A 16,874-nucleotide genomic window follows, 5' to 3' on the forward strand; every position below is an offset into this window, starting at 1 on the left:
ACCGAAATCTACTGTTACCACCTAACGTGCTTACGCTGTAACGGCCAATCAAGAAGCGGTTATCCGCGCGCCCGATCGACTGAAATCACAACGGCTGTTGCACGCAAAGCGGCAATTATATTGCTGAGATGCTTGACGTCCTGAACCTCGACATCGATGAGCATCTCGAAAAAATCGACGGAACGATTAGTAATCTTAAGATTACTAATATTGCCATAATTCTTACCGATGATTGTTGATAGTCCGCCCAAACTCCCCGGTTCGTTGGCAACAACCAGATGCAAACGGCCAGTGTGCCGTTCGTCACTGTCTTTGAAATCCCACGACACATCGACCCAGCGCTCCGGCGTCTCCTGGAAGGTCTCCAGTGTCTCACAGTCGATGGTGTGAACCGTAACGCCCTTGCCCGTGGTCACGATACCGACGATCCGGTCACCCGGCAGCGGATGACAGCAGTGCGCATAGTGCACCGCCATGCCCGGGATCAGGCCGGTGATCTGGACTGCATTGTCGGAAGGCTTGGATGACTTGGTCTTCGCCCGCGGCGCGGGCGCCGTCATCTGCGGCTTGCTCTCTTCCTTGGCGCCCGGGAAGACAGCAACCAGCACCTCACGCCCGGTCAAATGCCCCTGGCCCACCCGGAAATAAAGGTCTTCCAGGGCATCGCAGCGGAATTTCTTCAAAACGCCGGCCAGCGCTTTCTCGGTGAAGTCGTAACCCTCGAGCCGGAAGGCCTTTTGCAGGATCTGCATACCGAGTTCGCCGTACTGATCCTTTTCCTTCAGGCGCACAAAACGGCGGATACAGGCCTTCGCCTTGCCGCTGACGACAAACTTCTCCCAATCCGGCGATGGTGTCTGGGCTTTTGACGTGATGATCTCGACCTGATCGCCGTTCTTCAGGATTGAGCGCAACTGGACCATGCGCCCGTTCACCTTGGCACCGACGCAGGTGTTTCCGATCTCGCTGTGGACCGCGTAGGCAAAATCCACCGGCGTTGAGCCGTTCGGCAAGGCAATCAGGTCGCCCTTGGGTGAGAAGCAAAAGACCTGGTCCTGGAACATCTCGAGCTTGGTATGCTCGAGAAACTCCTCGGGATTGGAGGCATGCTCGAGGATATCCAGGAGTTCGCGGAGCCAGCGATACTGCCGCCCCTCGCGGTTATGTCCCTGTTTGTAGACCCAATGCGCGGCGACGCCGTATTCGGCGATTTCATGCATCTCGGTGGTGCGGATCTGAACTTCGATCCGATGGCGTTCGGGGCCGATGATGCAGGTGTGGAGAGAGCTGTAACCGTTGGGTTTCTGGGTCGAGATATAATCCTTAAACCGGCCCGGCACCACGGGATAGGTGCCGTGCAGCACACCCAGCGCCGCGTAGCAGTCCTTGATGTCATCGACCACAACCCGGAAGGCCATGATGTCCGAGAGCTGCTCGAAGGTCACGTCCTTGCGCTGCATCTTGCGCCAGATCGAATGCGGGGTCTTCATGCGGCCCGATACCTTGGCGTCGATGGAGTGCTCCGCAAGGTCCGCCTGCAGCTGATCCACAATCCGGACCGAGAGATCGTCCCCCTGCCCTTTCAGGAACTCCAGCCGCGCCAGGATAGACTGCCGTCCGTCCGGGTTCAGTTCCGCGAAGGAAAGGTCCTCGAGATCGTCCTTAAAGCGCTGCATCCCGATGCGCTCGGCCAGCGGTGCATAGATATCCATGGTTTCACGGGCAATCCGGCGACGCTTCTCAGGAGACTTTACAAACCGCAAGGTCTGCATGTTGTGAAGACGGTCGGCAAGCTTCACCAGAAGCACACGGATGTCCTCGGACATCGCCAGCACCAGCTTGCGGAAGTTCTCAGCATGTTTGGTCTGTTCGGACTGCAGCTCGAGCCGCGTCAGCTTCGTAACACCATCCACCAGGCGCTCGATATCCTTGCCGAACACCTTCTCAACGTCCGCCAAAGTCGCTTCGGTATCCTCGACGACGTCGTGCAGCAGCGCGGTGATAATGGAATCGTCATCGAGCTTGAGCTCGGTAAGAATACCCGCAACTTCAATCGGATGGGAAAAGTAGGGGTCTCCCGACTCGCGCTTTTGTGAGCCGTGATACTTCATCGCGTAGACGTAGGCGCGGTTGAGGGCCTCCTCATCCACATTGGGATCGTAGGCCTTAACCCGTTCTACAAGCTCAAACTGTCGGATCATTCAGCGCCTGCCCTATCGTCTGGTGTTTATCCTATCGGACAAATTCCCAAACAGGAATTACGAGCAGGCGCTTTACCTTGACCAGCTCCGTGAACCCGGGCGGTCTTCCTGATGGTGTGTCACTCAAAGGCACGGATGCCAACGTCCACTTGATCAGGCGACTTCCGGACCGTTTTCGCCTGATGCCGCATCACCGCCCAAAATCGCGTCTCCACCCTCTGCAACCGGGCCATCGGCGGTCTCGACACCGAGAACACCGGCAGCAACCATCTCTTCGCCGGCAGCCTTGGCCATATCGACCATCGGTTCGTCGAATTCGGGCATATCGTCTTCGGGCTCGTCGGTCTCGATATGCTTTTGCAAGCCCTGAACCAATTCTTCGCCCAGCGCTTCGACGCTCACGGTTTCCTCGGCGATTTCACGCAGGGCGACGACCGGATTCTTATCGTTATCGCGCTCGACGGTCAGGCTTCCGCCGGACGAAATGTCGCGGGCCCGCTGCCCGGCCAGCATAACCAGCTCAAAGCGATTTGGGATTTTTACAACGCAATCTTCAACGGTAACGCGCGCCATGAATTCGGAGCTCCGATTAATAACTATAGTTTGTCAGGGACCTGAGGCCGCGGACTATAGGCTTCTGAGGTGTGTTACGCAAGCCGGTTTGTCAAGTATTTCGCGGTGTTTAGGCTCATTCCTGGAATCGTTTGACGCGGCGGGCTGCAGGCTTCTCGTCACCCGGCCATTTGCCGCCATTCAGAACATGGTTAACGGCCGTTTAATTGCCGTTCAGCCGTCCAATTCGGTTACCTGCCCCGCCGGCAGCCCGGAAATCAGGTCCTTGCCCGACTTGCCGGTTACCGGATGCCGCCACTCCGGCGCGACCTCGACAAGCGGCAGCACCACGAATGCCCGCTCCAACAGGCGAGGATGCGGCAGGATCGGGCACGCCCCGGGTTGCGATACCAACCCGTCGTACGAAAGCAGGTCCAGATCAATCACACGGGCCTCGTTCCGAACCTTGCGCACGCGCCCGAGGCTGTTCTCGATCCCGTGCAGCCTTTGCAGCAACTCGTCGGGCGGAAGCGGCGTTTGCAACAGCGCGACGCCATTGATGTACCAGGGCTGATCGGAAACCGGAACGGGCTCGCTCCGATACCAGCGGGATCTGCGTTCAATGGCAATGCCTTGCTTTTCCAGCTCTCGAAGCGCAACTTCGCAAGCATTCCTGGGCGTCCCTAAGCCAGGAGTTGATAAGTTCGCACCTATTCCGATTAAGATCACGAAATCGCTATCCTGATTTTTGTCTCTTGCTGACAGGTCAATTTGTTCTAAGTATTATTACAAATGGATAAAAGCCCATTAGAGGCCTTACCGCCAATTCAATCTTTAGTAGATTTAAATGCAATCAGTTATTCGTTTTTACACCAGCGTAAGGAATTAACATGAATTTCTACCCACAAGAGAAGGTAGCGTTATTCATTGACGGCTCAAACCTTTACGCAACCGCAAGAGCATTAGGTTTTGATATTGATTACAAACGCTTGCAAGGCCTTTTTGCAAGTCAGTGCAATATGATCAGAGCGTTCTATTACACCGCCCTGATCGAAGACCAGGAATACTCGCCGATCCGCCCGCTTGTCGACTGGCTTGATTACAACGGCTACACCATGGTGACTAAGCCGACAAAAGAGTTCACGGACGCCACGGGACGCCGGAAGATCAAAGGAAACATGGACATCGAACTGGCGATCGATGTCCTTGAGATGGCCGAACATCTGGATCACATCGTGCTCTTTTCCGGTGACGGTGACTTCAGACGACTGGTCGAGGCGGTTCAGCGCAAGGGCGTGCGTGTGACTGTCGTCTCCACGGTTCGCTCACAACCCTCGATGGTTGCCGACGAGCTGCGCAGGCAGGCTGACAGCTTCCTGGACATTTACGATTTGCAGCCGAAAATTGAACGCCAGAGTGGCGGCGAGACTCGGCGCCCGGCGCCCGAACCAGGTGTTGAGGAAGACGACTTCGACGATTACGATGACGTTTTCGAGGCCGAATCGGCCTAAATCCGGTTTAGTAGATGTCCATTGCAGCACCGGATGCACCTGCATCCGACTGTCCGATCTGTCCGCGCTTGAGCGCATTTCGGCATGCCAACCAGGAAAAGTTTCCAAGTTTCCACAATGCGCCGGTCCCTTCGTTCGGGCCGTTGGACGCCCGACTCCTGATCGTCGGCCTCGCACCCGGCCTCAAGGGAGCCAATCAGACCGGCCGTCCCTTCACCGGTGATTATGCCGGTGACCTGCTCTACGCGACCTTGAAGAAATTCGGCTTCGCACGTGGCGACTATGACAAACGGCCCGACGATGGCCTCAGCCTGCACGACTGCAGGATCACGAACGCTGTTCGCTGCGTGCCGCCGGAAAACAAACCCACGACCCAGGAGAGCAAGGAGTGTCTTGGTTTCCTGACCTCCGAGCTCACGACTTTGCCCCGGTTAAAAGCTCTCGTCGCTCTGGGGGGTATCGCCCACGGATCGGTTCTGAGTGCACTGGGTTTACGCAAAAGCCACTGTAAGTTTGCGCACAATTCCGTCCATGAATTGCCCAATGGCCTTCTGCTGATCGATAGCTATCACTGCTCCCGCTACAACACGAACACAGGGCGCCTGACGGAAGAGATGTTCGAGGACGTGTTTCGATCGGTGCGCAACCGGCTCGATCCAGAGGACTAGTCCCCAGGTCTGGTTTTCCCGGATCTGGCCTTACAGCGTCTTGCTGCGCAATAGGCGGGCCTTATCCCGCTGCCAGTCCCGCTTTTTCTCAGTCTGGCGTTTGTCGACCTGCTTCTTGCCGCGGGCAAGCCCCAGCCCGACCTTGGCGATGCCGCGTTTGTTGAAATAGAGGCTTACGGGAACCACCGTATAGCCCTCCCGGTGCACCATTCCGATCATCTTCGCCATTTCCCTGCGTTTCAGCAGGATCTTGCGAGGCCGTTTAGGTTCGTGATTAAAGCGGTTGGCGGCGTCATAGGTCGGGATATGCGCGTTCACCAGGAACATCTCGCCATTTTCCTCGCTGGCGTAGGATTCCAGGATCGATGCACGCCCCTGACGCAACGACTTAACCTCGCTGCCGGTCAGGACGAGACCGCCTTCAACGACATCCTCGATAAAGTAATCGTGCCGCGCGCGTTTATTCTGCGCGACAAGGTTGTTTGCACTGGCTGCCATATCTGATTTCAATCAGGCTGCGCGACGCGCAACCGCGATCGTATACTCCGTCAGTTCAACAGCCCGGCGTGGACCATGGCGTTCCGCACCGCAACGCGGCAGGTCTCGGAAATGGAGATCATGGGAAGCCGCAAACGGTCTTCGCAGTGCCCGAGCAGACTCAGCGCATACTTAGCTCCCCCGGGGCTTGGCTCCATGAACATTGCCTCGTGCAGCGGCATCAAACGCTGATTGAGCTCGTCGACCCGATCGAAGTCCCGCGCCTGCCAGGCATCCTGGACCTGAGCGCAGAGAGCGGGCGCGACGTTGGCAGTGACCGAAATGCAGCCGTGGCCGCCTTGCGCAAGGAACGGAACCGCCGTCGCATCCTCGCCGGAGAGCTGGGCGAAGTCATCGCCGATAACCCGGCGCGTCTTGGCCGGGCGCGCAAGATCCGCTGTCGCATCCTTCACACCGACGATATTCGGCAATTCGGCGAGCCGGGCCATGGTCTCGACGCTCATGTCCACAATGCTGCGGCCCGGAATGTTGTAGATCACGATCGGGATCTCAACCGCGTCATGGATCGCCTTGAAGTGCTGGTATAGGCCTTCCTGACTGGGCTTGTTGTAGTAGGGCGTGACGATCAGCGCAGCGTCCGCGCCAGAGGCCTTCGCCCCCTGGGTCAGGGCAATCGCTTCCTCTGTCGAATTCGAGCCGGTTCCTGCGATAACCGGCACTTTCCCATTGGCGACCTCGACGCAGAGTTTGGTCACGCGCATGTCTTCGTCATGAGAGAGCGTCGGCGACTCGCCCGTCGTTCCGCAAGGAACAACGCCGTGGCTTCCCTCGTTTATCTGCCATTGAACGAAGTCCTGAAACGCTTTCTCGTCGACCGAACCATTTGTAAACGGCGTAATCAGCGCCGGGAGTGAGCCCCTGAACATCGGGCCAGTCATATTTTTTCCCCAGTAATCAAATATAAAGCGTCAGATCTGCATACTTGCACCGCGCGAAGATACTCTCTCGCCGGAACCCCGGCAAGAACATCACAACCGCGTTCAGGCACTCCGCTTCCGAGTTTGGTCATAATAGTTTCACGAATAGCCTCCTGCGAGCACTTTGGAATGGTAAAGCAGGCTGTTAAAGTCATGGGGCTCATCCTCTCTCAACAGTCTTCCGAAGGATCACATTTCGGTGCGTTGAAAGAGGGCCGCTGGCCCCCAAATGGATAAGTCATGCGTGTAGTCTCGGCGTGTTTCTTTTTGACCCTTTGCCTCGGAGTTACGCAGGGCTTCGAAAGTACGGCTGCGAGCGCGCAAAGCCTTCAAAAGCAAAGCCACCGCGATGCGATCCTGAAGAAGGACGCCGTGGCGGAAGCGGCGACGGTCGGCGACAACCAACTGCTGAATCCTCCCGACCGCGTCCGATTCAAAAAATTCTTCACCGATGTAGATGCCGGTCGCGTCTCCAAAGCCTGCGCCAATACACGTCACATTACCCACGAAACCGCACGCGAACTGACCAGATGGGTCTGCCTCGACAAAGGCAGCAATCCCTCGTCGTTTGAAACACATGCTGAATTTGCGTCCAGTCATCTCCATTGGCCCTGGCTCAAGCAGCTCAGGCGGAAAACCGAAGCCAGGCTGACCGGACAGACGCCCGACAGTGAAATCCTCTCCTGGTTCGATAGCCAGCCGCCACTTACGGGCCGGGGTGCCGCGGCCTATGCGGGCGCATTAAAACGGGCAGGCCGCGACGATCAGCTCGAAGCTCTCGTCGCCGCAAGCTGGGTGGAATTGGATTTCGGCCGCGTAGAATCCATGAACTTCCATCGGCGCTATAAGTCGATGATCACGCCTGAGATGAATCTGAGCCGCTTGCAGCGCCTGCTCTGGGAACGGAAATACACATCTGCATCACGCCAGGCACGCCTGGTTCCGGAGGATCAACGCCGTCTGGCGGAAGCCCGAATCGCGCTGGGGAAAAGACTGGCCGGGGTCGATGCGGCCATTCGCCGTGTCCCCACCCATCTGAAGGAGGATCCGGGACTGCTCTATGAGCGCGCCCGTTGGCGCTGGCGGAAGGGCCGGCGCGATGCTGTCGTCGAACTCATCGACAAGGCCGGCGCGTCAGTGCCGCGCCCTGAACTCTGGTGGTCGATGCGCCACAGCATCACCCGCAGCGCGCTGGCCAAAGGCAACATCGAGCAGGCGTACCGGATCAGCAGTAATCATGGCATGAACAGCGGCATCGGCTTCGCGGAGGGCGAATGGCTGGCAGGCTGGATTTCCCTGCGGTTTCTGAAGCAGCCACGCCGGGGCTACGAGCACTTCGCGCGGCTCTACTACGGTGTTGAATCGCCCATAAGTCAGGCGCGCGGCGCCTATTGGGCCGGCGAAGCCGCGCGCACCATGGGCAACGAAAAGTGGAGCCAGCGCTGGTACAAAATCGCTGCCGGTCATCGCACCACGTTCTATGGCCAGCTCGCCGCCCACCGCCTCGGACGTCAGATCAGCCTTCCCATAAATCCGCATCAACCGCCAACGGACGCCGAACGGCGGGCTTTCGAAAAGCAGGATCTTGTTACCGTGGTCAGGCTTCTGAGCCTGGTTGACCAGCCCCGGTACCAGGATGCGTTTCTCAGTCGTCTGCGCCTGAATGCCAAAAGCTCCGCCGACTACATTTTGACGGCCGAACTGGCCCGGGAACAAACGCGCCTGGGCAGTGCCCTAAAGGTCGCAAAAAGGGCCCAGCGCAACAGCATCACCCTCCTTGAACATCTCTACCCTTCGATCGAAACCGGGGAGACCGAACCGGAAACCGCCTTGATCCTGGCCCTGATCCGTCAGGAGAGCGCCTTCGATACCCGGGCCAAAAGCCACGCCGGCGCACGGGGGCTGATGCAATTGATGCCCGCAACGGCAAAGGAAGTCGCGCGTTCCCAGCGCAAAAAGTTCAGCAAGGACCGCCTGACCAGTGATCCGCAGTACAATCTCTCTTTGGGGCAGGCTTATCTGTCACAGGTCCTGGATCGCTTCAACGGCTCCTACATTCTCGCCCTCGCCGCCTACAACGCCGGCCCCCATCGGGCGCGCACCTGGATCCGCGAGTTCGGTGATCCCAGAGACCCCGGGATCGACCCGATCGACTGGATTGAGCAGATTCCCTTCTCGGAAACACGAAACTATGTTCAGAGAATCCTCGAGAGCCTGTCGGTTTATCGGCTGATCCTTGCCGATGGACGCGCCGCGCCCTCGGCTTCTCCCCACTCGACCGGCAATCCCTTCGTCTCCTGGGGCCATCAAGCCCCGTCCGACCCCTGTTGCTTCTGAGGCGACCGTCAATCTCCCAAAACTGAGGACTCATGTTCCCAACCTGGCTTTAATGGGCTGCGTCTTTCAGACAGCGAGCCTTTGGGCTAGCATTGCTCCATATCATCTTGAGTACGGTTGTTTCTGACATCATTCGTCAAGAAGCGGGACCGGTCTGTAACCGGAGCCGCGGCTCCGGATTGTAAGGAATACACATGAGCCATCCAGATTTCGCCTCGGTCGAGGCTTGCGTTTTCGACGCCTACGGCACCCTTTTCAACGTTCACTCCGCCGTCGCGCGGGGCGGAGAAAGCCTGGGCGACAAGGCCGACGACGTCTCAAATACCTGGCGCCAGAAACAGCTGGAATATACCTGGCTCCGCAGTCTCATGGGCGCGCACGCAGATTTCTGGCAGGTCACCTCTGACGGACTGGATTACGCCCTCGAAGCGCATGGCGTTGCGGACAAGGAACTCCACGCCAAGCTCATGGAGCTCTACCTGACCCTGGATGCGTACGGGGATGTTCAACTCACCCTGCAGAAACTGCGTAAAGCCGGTTACAAGACCGCTATTCTCTCCAACGGCACGCCCGAGATGCTGGAAGCCGCAGTCACCTCGGCGAGCCTAAAAGACCTGTTCGACGAGAATCTCTCAATCGAGGATGTCGGTGTTTATAAGCCGGACAACCGGGTTTATCAGCTGGCCGTTGACCGTCTCTCGGTGGCGCCGGAGAAAATCTGTTTTGTCTCCACCAACGCTTGGGATGCTTCGGGCGCGGCTCATTTCGGCTTCAACGTGGCCTGGCTCAACCGCTTCAACAAAATCCAGGAAGTCCTGCCCGGCAAACCCAAGGTCGTCATCAATACGCTCGTCGATCTCATGGAACTGATGGGAGTAGGCTTGTGACCGACGCACAGACCGCAGCCGACATTGCCCCACCGGTCTTCGCCGATGTTCAGGCGGCGGCAGAGCGGCTTTCAGGCCAGGCGATCCGCACGCCCCTGCTGGAAAACGTCCAGCTAAACGAACTCTGCGGCGGCCGGGTTCTCATTAAGGCGGAAACCCTGCAGAGGACCGGCTCCTTCAAATTCCGGGGTGCGTTCAATCTGCTAAGCCAGATTCCAGAGGGACAAAAAGCTGCCGGCGTGGTGACCTGCTCCTCCGGCAATCATGCCCAGGGCGTTGCCTCCGCCGCCGCGATCCTGGGACTGAAGGCCATCGTGGTGATGCCCGAGGACGCACCAAGGATCAAAATCGAAAATACAAAGGGCTATGGCGCCGAGGTCGTCTTCTTCGACCGCAACCGGGAATCCCGGGAAGAAATCGTCGCGTCGATTTCCGCAGGCACTCAGATGACCTTCGCGCCACCCTACGATCATCCGCATACAATTGCCGGACAGGGCACCTGCGGGCTTGAGATTGCGCAGCAAGTGCGCGAACTCGGTGTTTCTCTCGACAACATGCTGGTTTGTTGCGGTGGCGGCGGGCTGACCGCCGGGGTCGCTCTCGCCCTCTCGGAAAAGAGTCCCGGCACGAAGGTCTATACCGTTGAACCTTCCGGCTTTGACGATACCGCGCGTTCACTGGCAGCCCGGCAGCGGGTCAGCAACGAACCGGGCCAGAGTTCGATCTGCGATGCCATTCTGACGCCGACACCCGGCGAGATCACTTTTGAAATCAATCGTCAACTGCTCACCGGCGGCCTCTCCGTCACCGACAGCGAGGTTCGGAATGCCATGCGATTTGCCTTCAACACCTTGAAAATGGTCGTTGAACCGGGCGGCGCCGTGACGCTGGCCGCGGTCCTGAGTGGCCGCATCGACACAAAGGACAGAGTCACGGCGATCACTCTGTCGGGCGGCAACGTTGATCCGGCTGTGTTCAGCTCGGTCCTGAAAGCCTGAGAGACCTCTGATGTCGCTTGCCAGTGATCTTATCGGCAAAACCCAGATCGCCACTTATGCCCGTGACGGCGCCGTACATATCCCGGGCCTTTTCGCCGAATGGGTGGACGTCATCAAGGCGGCCATTGCTGAAAACATGGCAGCGCCCGGTCCCTACGCCGCGGAGAATGTCACCGACGGTGAGAGCGGAAGTTTCTTCGACGATTACTGTAACTGGGAGCGCATTCCCGCACTTAGAGACATCGTTGAAAACTCCCCCTGCGCGGAGGCCGCTGCGCTGATCATGCGCTCGAACCGCGCCCAATTCTTTCATGATCATATTCTGGTCAAAGAGCCGGGAACCTCCAAGCCAACCCCCTGGCATCAGGATGCGCCCTACTACTTCGTCGACGGCCGGCAGAACGTCAGCTTCTGGATCCCCGTCGATCCGGTTGACGAGGCTTCGCTGCGCCTGATCAAAGGATCCCATCTCTGGGATAAGATGGTCCTGCCTGTAAGGTGGCTGAACAATGGCGATTTTTATCCAGAGAGTTCGGATTATCTGCCCGTGCCGGATCCCGACCAGGACCCCGACAGATACGAAACTCTCGAATGGTCCATGGTGCCCGGCGATGCGGTACTGTTTGACTTCAGAGCCGTACATGGCGCGCGCGCGAACATGACCAGCCGGCGGCGGCGCGCCCTCTCTCTGCGATGGGTCGGCGACGATGCGCGTTACGTCGAACGTCCGGGCAGAACCTCACCTCCCTTCCCAGGCCATGACATGTCTCCCGGCCAACGCCTGCGCGAGGACTGGTTTCCGGTTGTCTGGAAGTAGGTGAAGCCGGACGCTGGCTAAAAGCGGCAAGAGTTCGTTTGCTGCGCCTTACAAAAAACAAAAAAGCTGCGGCTCGGGCAGGTCCCAAACCGCAGCTTTTTCTGTTCGATAATGCAGGGGCGCAGAGACTACTGCTTGGTCGCGCTGCCGTTGGACTGGCTCGCCGCCGTGTTCTGCATATTGGCCGTGGCGGCCGCAGCTACATTTGGTGTCGCCGAGGGTGCGGCCGTTTTCGCCGATGCGGAGTAACCCACGGTCTTTTCATCCAGGCGCTTGATGTTGCCCTCGATGAAAGCGCCCGCATCGATCGCCAGGGTGCTGTGGGAAATGTCGCCGGTGACGCGCGCGCTTTTGGCGAGCACCACCGACGCGGCCTGGAGCTGGCCGTTGATGCTGCCACAAACCCGGACGGAGTCGGCAACGACCGATCCGCTTACCTGGGCTTTTTCTCCAATGGTCAGAGTACGGCTGGAAATATCACCCTCCACAGTGCCGTCGACCTGAAGGTCGCCGCTGCTGGTCAGGTTTCCCACGATAGTCAGATCCGCGGAGATAATCGAAGGCACACCGCTGTCCTGTGAGGCTGCCGGCTGCTGGCCGGACTCATTGGACTTAGTGCCCTCCGCACTGGACTTGTTGGATTTAGAAAACATCAGTCAGCCAACCCTATAATTCAGTTCGAAGAGAGGTAACGCACGGACACCGTCGGCGCAGGTGGATTATGCGAGTCTGCACCTGCCGAAATGCGGCGGGATACTAGCATGAATTCGAGCGGCGTTAACCATTAAGATCGGCAACGGTGCTCTTCGCAAAAATCAACAGACAGCGCTGCATCAGGTGTTAACGGAAGTTACCACGAGAATGGTTAACGGAAAGCAAAGACACTTTGGTGAATGCACCATTACGTTGTGTCGATAAAGAGGCCAAACAAATTAAGAGGTGATTACGCGTCAAGCCTGACCGTTAAAAGCGACATGCGCGCATTTTAGCTCTTAAAGACGTGCTTGCCGGCCTGGAGGAACTTCCGGGGATCGACCGCCCGCCGGTTGAACAACACCTCGTAGTGCACGTGCGGGCCAGTGCTACGGCCGGAACTGCCCAGCAAACCGATCTTGTCGCGGTTGGCGACCCTGTCGCCTTTGCGGACCATGATTTTGCGCAAGTGGGCGTAGCGCGTGCGGATGCCGTTGCCGTGGTCAATCTCGATAAAGCGTCCAAAGCGACCCCGCCATCCGGCATAAACGACCTTTCCGGGGGCCGTGGAGTAAACAGAAACACCCGGGCGCGCAGCGAAATCCAAACCATTATGGACGGCCGTGCGGCCATTGATCGGATCGCGGCGTTTGCCGAAAGTGCTGGTAATCCGATACTGATCGAGCGGCGGCGCAAGTGGCAGGATCGAGACAACTTCCTGCAAGGCGGCCCAGCGGTTCAATCGCACGTCCAGCAGCGACATCGCGGAATCATAATCCCGGTCGCTCTCGGATTCGTTCTCCCGCTCGGCAGGCACAAACGGCCCCCCCTGCCCGTTCAGGTTTTCTCCAGCGCCGGCCAGGAGGTCATCAAGGTTGAGACCGGTCATCGCGACTGTGCGCTCCATGGCCTCAATGCCAAGTTTCGTGCGTTCGGTCAGCCTGCGGACCACGATGCTCTGCGCGTCTTTGACCTGCCCCATCTCCTGACGCAACTCGACAATATGATTTTTCAGCTCACCGTTTTCTTCGGCAAAACGCTGAGCCTTGTCTTCCATCTCCGCCAGCACTTCGCGCGTGGAGGCCAGTTCAGCGTTCAAGGATTCGCGACGCTGCGCATTCGCCGAAAGACGCAGGTTCAAAGCGGCAATCCGGGCCTCCACCAAAGCCTGAGCCGCAAGATGGTTCGCGCGCGTCGCATTCGACTCCGCAACCGCACTGTCGAAGGCAAGGCGCGAATCTTCCAGATTCTGCGAAAGCTCTGCCAGGTCCGATTCGAGTCCCTGCTTCTCATCGAGAGTCGAAGCAAGCGTGGTCTGGACATCCTGCAGCTTGCGTCCCAGCCGCTCGCGCGCCTGCACCACTTCCCGACGGCCGGCTTCGGTGTTCTTCAGGGTGTCCTGGATTTCCGCGACCTGGTTTTTCAGTGCAGAGTTCCGCCCGGCGATTTTCAGGAGATCGGACTCGAACTTCTGCAGTTTCTCGGTCAGGCCTTCGCGGGCAATGACCACACGGGCGCGTTCCGTCGTGGAACTCTTCAGTTCCTCCTGAATAGCGGCAAGTTCATTCGGCGCGACATTCCCGCTTCCCAAACGCGAGAGCAAAAGATCCTGGTTCTTCTCCAGGCCTTCAGTGATCTCGGCGAACTGGTTGTGATATTCGGAAACTTCGGCGAGGAGTTCGAAGTAGGCGAGTTTTTGCCGTTCAATCTCGGAGTCTTTTTCCGCGAGGGCCAGGTTTGCCTTGTTGCTGTTTGCATTCAGCAGCCCGCCCATAAAAACCACGCCGCTGGTCGACACACCGATCCAGGTTGCCACGGCCAGTGCGCCGGCCGCAGCCAGCTTCTGCGTACGGGACGAAAGTCTGATGAACTTGATTTCGTCATTCGACCGCAGGTGGATTTCGCGCGGCACGAATACTCGATCGAGAAAAGCTGATACGCGGCCTTTCAACACCTTAGCGGGCACTCCTGCCTTCTCCCCTTGTGTCTGCTCCGTCATATCAATGCCAGCCTCTTTCCAAGGCTGCGACGTTGGTCACGGATATCAGGTATCCGTTATCAGAGCGTTTGCGCGGACGGAATCGACCGCGTGCAGACATTTTTTCACCCCTTGCCGTCGCGCAGTCCCGATGACTCGACGAATCATGGAAGTGCCGCAAAAGCGCAGAATCCAAAGCGCGACGAAAATAACCAGCGCACATAATCAAGGCAAGCCCTTACTCTTTGACACGCAGACCCGCTTCAGCCTGCATATATCTAGCGGCCAAGAATAAGGGCATCCTTATAAAAAGATGTTAATGAGCGCCGAACTTGAACCAAAGGTCATTGATAACACACAATTCTTCAATACCGCCGGTGAGCGCCGGGACAGAGCTCGCTGCAATCGGAAGCTGATTACCATTTAGGGTTGTCAACCGATCTAAAAAGCGGCGTGAGCGTGCCGCCACAAATTTCGCCTAGTCTGTCTTATGAAGAACAAGGTTGGGCTCGTCCCCGGAAAGGCTGAGCGCAGCAGAGCCTGTGCGATGACTCGACCAAGAGGCTATCAGCAAGAAACCGCCCGCTGAAAACTGCGCTCTTGTGTGACGCCGTGCAAAAACCCCTCGCGGCACCGCGCGAAGGGGTCTCAGCATTTGATCCTGCGGTCTCTTGATGACTGAGCAGATCATTCTTCCTGGAGAACAATGCCGTCCAGTCACCGATGCATCACGCAGATGACCTTAAACTGTTCTTGAAAATGATTGCACGTTGCCGACAGGATCCGCGGTCTGCTGCCCTCGCGGGGAAGAATCATCTCTACAAGCAGTGCGGCATCAACACTCCTTATTCCACACTATTTATATGCACAAAAACTACCCAGGATAGCTATATTTAAATAAAAAATTCAACTAATGGCGTAATTTTTTCAGATTTATTATATTTTAAATAATAATGCATTTAATTTTGACTTTAGAAAAACGCAAAATTTTCGACGATACAAGTAATGACTACTTACGGCTACGAGCGTGCGAACGACATGAGTGGTTAGAAGACCAAGGATAACCATGCGTTTCTGAAAGATGGTAATGAGCTTGATCAGATAACAATGCCCCGACCCTTCTGACATCCGCAAGATTCGTCAGCCGAAGTTGCGACTGCGCGCTCGGTCTGACGCCCTGCATTGCCTGAGCGTAAAGGCGAGAGGAACCCTACATGAAAATCTGGCCCTTCAGCACGCGCGGGAACGCGGGCGCCCTGTCCAACTCAACCGAGATGGCATCCATGCTTGATGCCCTCAACAAGTCTCAAGCCGTTATTCAGTTCACTCCGGATGGACATATCATAACGGCCAACGAGAACTTCCTGAGCACAATGGGCTACCGGCTGGAGGAAATCGAAGGGCAACACCACAGTATGTTTGTCGAGCCCGGGCATGAAACAAGCGATGAGTACAAGAGGTTTTGGGACGATCTTCGTCAGGGCGAATTTCAGTCGGCTGAATACAAGCGGGTCGGCAAAGACGGCAAGGAAATCTGGATTCAGGCCTCCTACAATCCGATCATCAACAGGTCCGGTAAAGTGACAAAGGTCGTAAAGTACGCCACCGACATCACTGCCCAGACACTTCAGAACGCCGATTACCGGGGCCAGATTGATGCGGTCAACAAGTCGCAGGCTGTGATCTCGTTCGAACTGGACGGCACGATTATCGAGGCCAATGAGAATTTCTTAGGTGCGATGGGTTACAGCCTGAGCGAAATCCAAGGCAAGCATCACAGCATTTTTGTCGAACCGGGCTACGCGCAATCGGCTGAATATAGAGAGTTTTGGAAGGCGTTAGGCCGCGGCGAATATCAGGCGGCCGAGTACAAGCGCGTGTCAAAGAACGGCAATGACGTATGGATCCAAGCCTCGTACAACCCGATTTTTTGCCCGAACGGCAAAGCCTTCAAGGTTGTCAAATTCGCCACGGATATCACGGCACAGGTCTTGGCCCGTCAGGAAGCGGAACGGGTCGGCAAACTGATCGATGAGAACCTTGAAAAGATCCTCACCTCCGTCGGCGAGGCCAACACGCAATCCGCGACAGCTTCATCCGCATCGACGCAAACAACGCAAACAGTCCAATCCGTGGCGGCCGCGACCGAGGAATTCCAGGCCTCGGCCAACGAGATCGCGCGCAGCATGGAAACCTCCAGATCGGATGTTCAAAAAGCGATTGAGGAAGCCATGACCGCCGATCAGTCGACACAAAAACTGACCGAGCAGGCCCAGGCGATGAATAATGTCGTCGACGTGATCCAGGAAATTGCGGGCCAGATTAATCTGCTTGCACTCAATGCCACGATTGAGTCGGCGCGGGCCGGCGAAGCGGGTAAGGGTTTTGCGGTCGTTGCCTCCGAGGTCAAATCCCTTGCCAACCAGGTTGCCAGCGCGACCGGACAGATCTCCTCGGAGATCGGCAATATGCAGACGGTCTGTAGCGACGTTGTCGAACGTCTGGCCAGCATCAAAACGGCTGTTGAATCGGTGGAAACCAGCGTCGGTTCCGTTGCTGGTGCTGTTGAGGAGCAATCCGCATCCACACGCGAGATTTCGTCGAACATGCAGTCCGCATCCTCGGCGGTTGGTGACGTGAATTCCAGTCTGGATTCAATTGCGGCAGCCATCCACGATGCAAACGGCTTTGCTCAGGAAGGCACCGATCTCTACCGCAGTCTGCAGAAGCCTGCCGCCTAAGTCGCCTTCGCAAACC

General features: G+C 57.3%; 14 protein-coding genes. 7 read left to right on the forward strand and 7 right to left on the reverse strand.

Annotation, left to right across the window (positions count from 1 at the left end; genetic code table 11):
* Positions 1-59: 59 nt before the first annotated feature.
* From FKG95_RS10590 to folK, 3 genes are all read right to left on the reverse strand, one after another.
* Positions 60-2,201 (reverse strand): RelA/SpoT family protein, encoded by a 2,142-nt coding sequence (locus FKG95_RS10590; RefSeq protein WP_142896323.1) that lies wholly within the window; start codon positions 2,199-2,201, stop codon positions 60-62.
* A gap of 153 nt (positions 2,202-2,354) precedes the next feature.
* Positions 2,355-2,774 carry a DNA-directed RNA polymerase subunit omega gene (gene rpoZ, locus FKG95_RS10595; protein WP_142896324.1) on the reverse strand — a complete coding sequence of 140 codons (420 nt, stop codon included), beginning with the start codon at positions 2,772-2,774 and terminating at the stop codon, positions 2,355-2,357.
* A gap of 213 nt (positions 2,775-2,987) precedes the next feature.
* Complete coding sequence (gene folK / locus FKG95_RS10600) at positions 2,988-3,482, reverse strand: 2-amino-4-hydroxy-6-hydroxymethyldihydropteridine diphosphokinase (protein WP_142896325.1); 495 nt, start codon at positions 3,480-3,482, stop codon at positions 2,988-2,990.
* Between the two features lie 161 nt (positions 3,483-3,643).
* On the opposite strand from folK, the gene FKG95_RS10605 reads away from it, so the two are divergent.
* A complete protein-coding gene (locus FKG95_RS10605) occupies positions 3,644-4,264 on the forward strand; it encodes a LabA-like NYN domain-containing protein (protein WP_142896326.1) in 621 nt (206 codons plus the stop codon).
* 14 nt (positions 4,265-4,278) lie between these two features.
* On the forward strand, positions 4,279-4,932 hold the full coding sequence (locus tag FKG95_RS10610; RefSeq protein ID WP_142896327.1) for a uracil-DNA glycosylase: 654 nt from the start codon (positions 4,279-4,281) through the stop codon (positions 4,930-4,932).
* Positions 4,933-4,962: 30 nt separating this feature from the next.
* On the opposite strand, the gene smpB is transcribed toward FKG95_RS10610, so the two are convergent.
* Positions 4,963-5,430 (reverse strand): SsrA-binding protein SmpB, encoded by a 468-nt coding sequence (smpB, locus tag FKG95_RS10615; protein ID WP_142896328.1) that lies wholly within the window; start codon positions 5,428-5,430, stop codon positions 4,963-4,965.
* Between the two features lie 50 nt (positions 5,431-5,480).
* On the reverse strand, positions 5,481-6,356 hold the full coding sequence (gene dapA / locus FKG95_RS10620; protein ID WP_142896669.1) for a 4-hydroxy-tetrahydrodipicolinate synthase: 876 nt from the start codon (positions 6,354-6,356) through the stop codon (positions 5,481-5,483).
* 291 nt (positions 6,357-6,647) lie between these two features.
* On the opposite strand from dapA, the gene FKG95_RS10625 reads away from it, so the two are divergent.
* From FKG95_RS10625 to FKG95_RS10640, 4 genes are all read left to right on the forward strand, one after another.
* The gene (locus FKG95_RS10625; protein WP_142896329.1) at positions 6,648-8,744 is read left to right on the forward strand and encodes a lytic transglycosylase domain-containing protein; all 2,097 of its coding nucleotides are present in this window, start codon (positions 6,648-6,650) and stop codon (positions 8,742-8,744) included.
* 194 nt (positions 8,745-8,938) lie between these two features.
* Complete coding sequence (locus tag FKG95_RS10630) at positions 8,939-9,631, forward strand: haloacid dehalogenase type II (RefSeq protein WP_142896330.1); 693 nt, start codon at positions 8,939-8,941, stop codon at positions 9,629-9,631.
* On the forward strand, positions 9,628-10,629 hold the full coding sequence (locus FKG95_RS10635; protein WP_246116738.1) for a threonine ammonia-lyase: 1,002 nt from the start codon (positions 9,628-9,630) through the stop codon (positions 10,627-10,629). The genes FKG95_RS10630 and FKG95_RS10635 overlap by 4 nt, the downstream gene beginning before the upstream one ends.
* 10 nt (positions 10,630-10,639) lie before the next feature.
* The gene (locus FKG95_RS10640) at positions 10,640-11,446 is read left to right on the forward strand and encodes a phytanoyl-CoA dioxygenase family protein (RefSeq protein ID WP_142896331.1); all 807 of its coding nucleotides are present in this window, start codon (positions 10,640-10,642) and stop codon (positions 11,444-11,446) included.
* A 128-nt stretch (positions 11,447-11,574) separates the two neighbouring features.
* Here the strand turns inward: FKG95_RS10640 and FKG95_RS10645 are convergent, their stop codons facing one another.
* Together FKG95_RS10645 and FKG95_RS30145 are read right to left on the reverse strand one after the other, a co-directional pair.
* Positions 11,575-12,099, reverse strand: coding sequence for a bactofilin family protein (locus FKG95_RS10645; protein ID WP_142896332.1), 525 nt, complete (start codon positions 12,097-12,099; stop codon positions 11,575-11,577).
* A 332-nt stretch (positions 12,100-12,431) separates the two neighbouring features.
* Positions 12,432-14,105, reverse strand: coding sequence for a M23 family metallopeptidase (locus FKG95_RS30145; RefSeq protein WP_179954039.1), 1,674 nt, complete (start codon positions 14,103-14,105; stop codon positions 12,432-12,434).
* Between the two features lie 1,226 nt (positions 14,106-15,331).
* Between FKG95_RS30145 and FKG95_RS10655 the strand changes: the two genes are divergently transcribed.
* Positions 15,332-16,858, forward strand: coding sequence for a methyl-accepting chemotaxis protein (locus FKG95_RS10655; protein WP_142896334.1), 1,527 nt, complete (start codon positions 15,332-15,334; stop codon positions 16,856-16,858).
* Positions 16,859-16,874 lie beyond the last annotated feature (16 nt).

The sequence above is a fragment of the Denitrobaculum tricleocarpae genome (assembly GCF_007004665.1).
Lineage (GTDB): Bacteria > Pseudomonadota > Alphaproteobacteria > Kiloniellales > Kiloniellaceae > Denitrobaculum > Denitrobaculum tricleocarpae.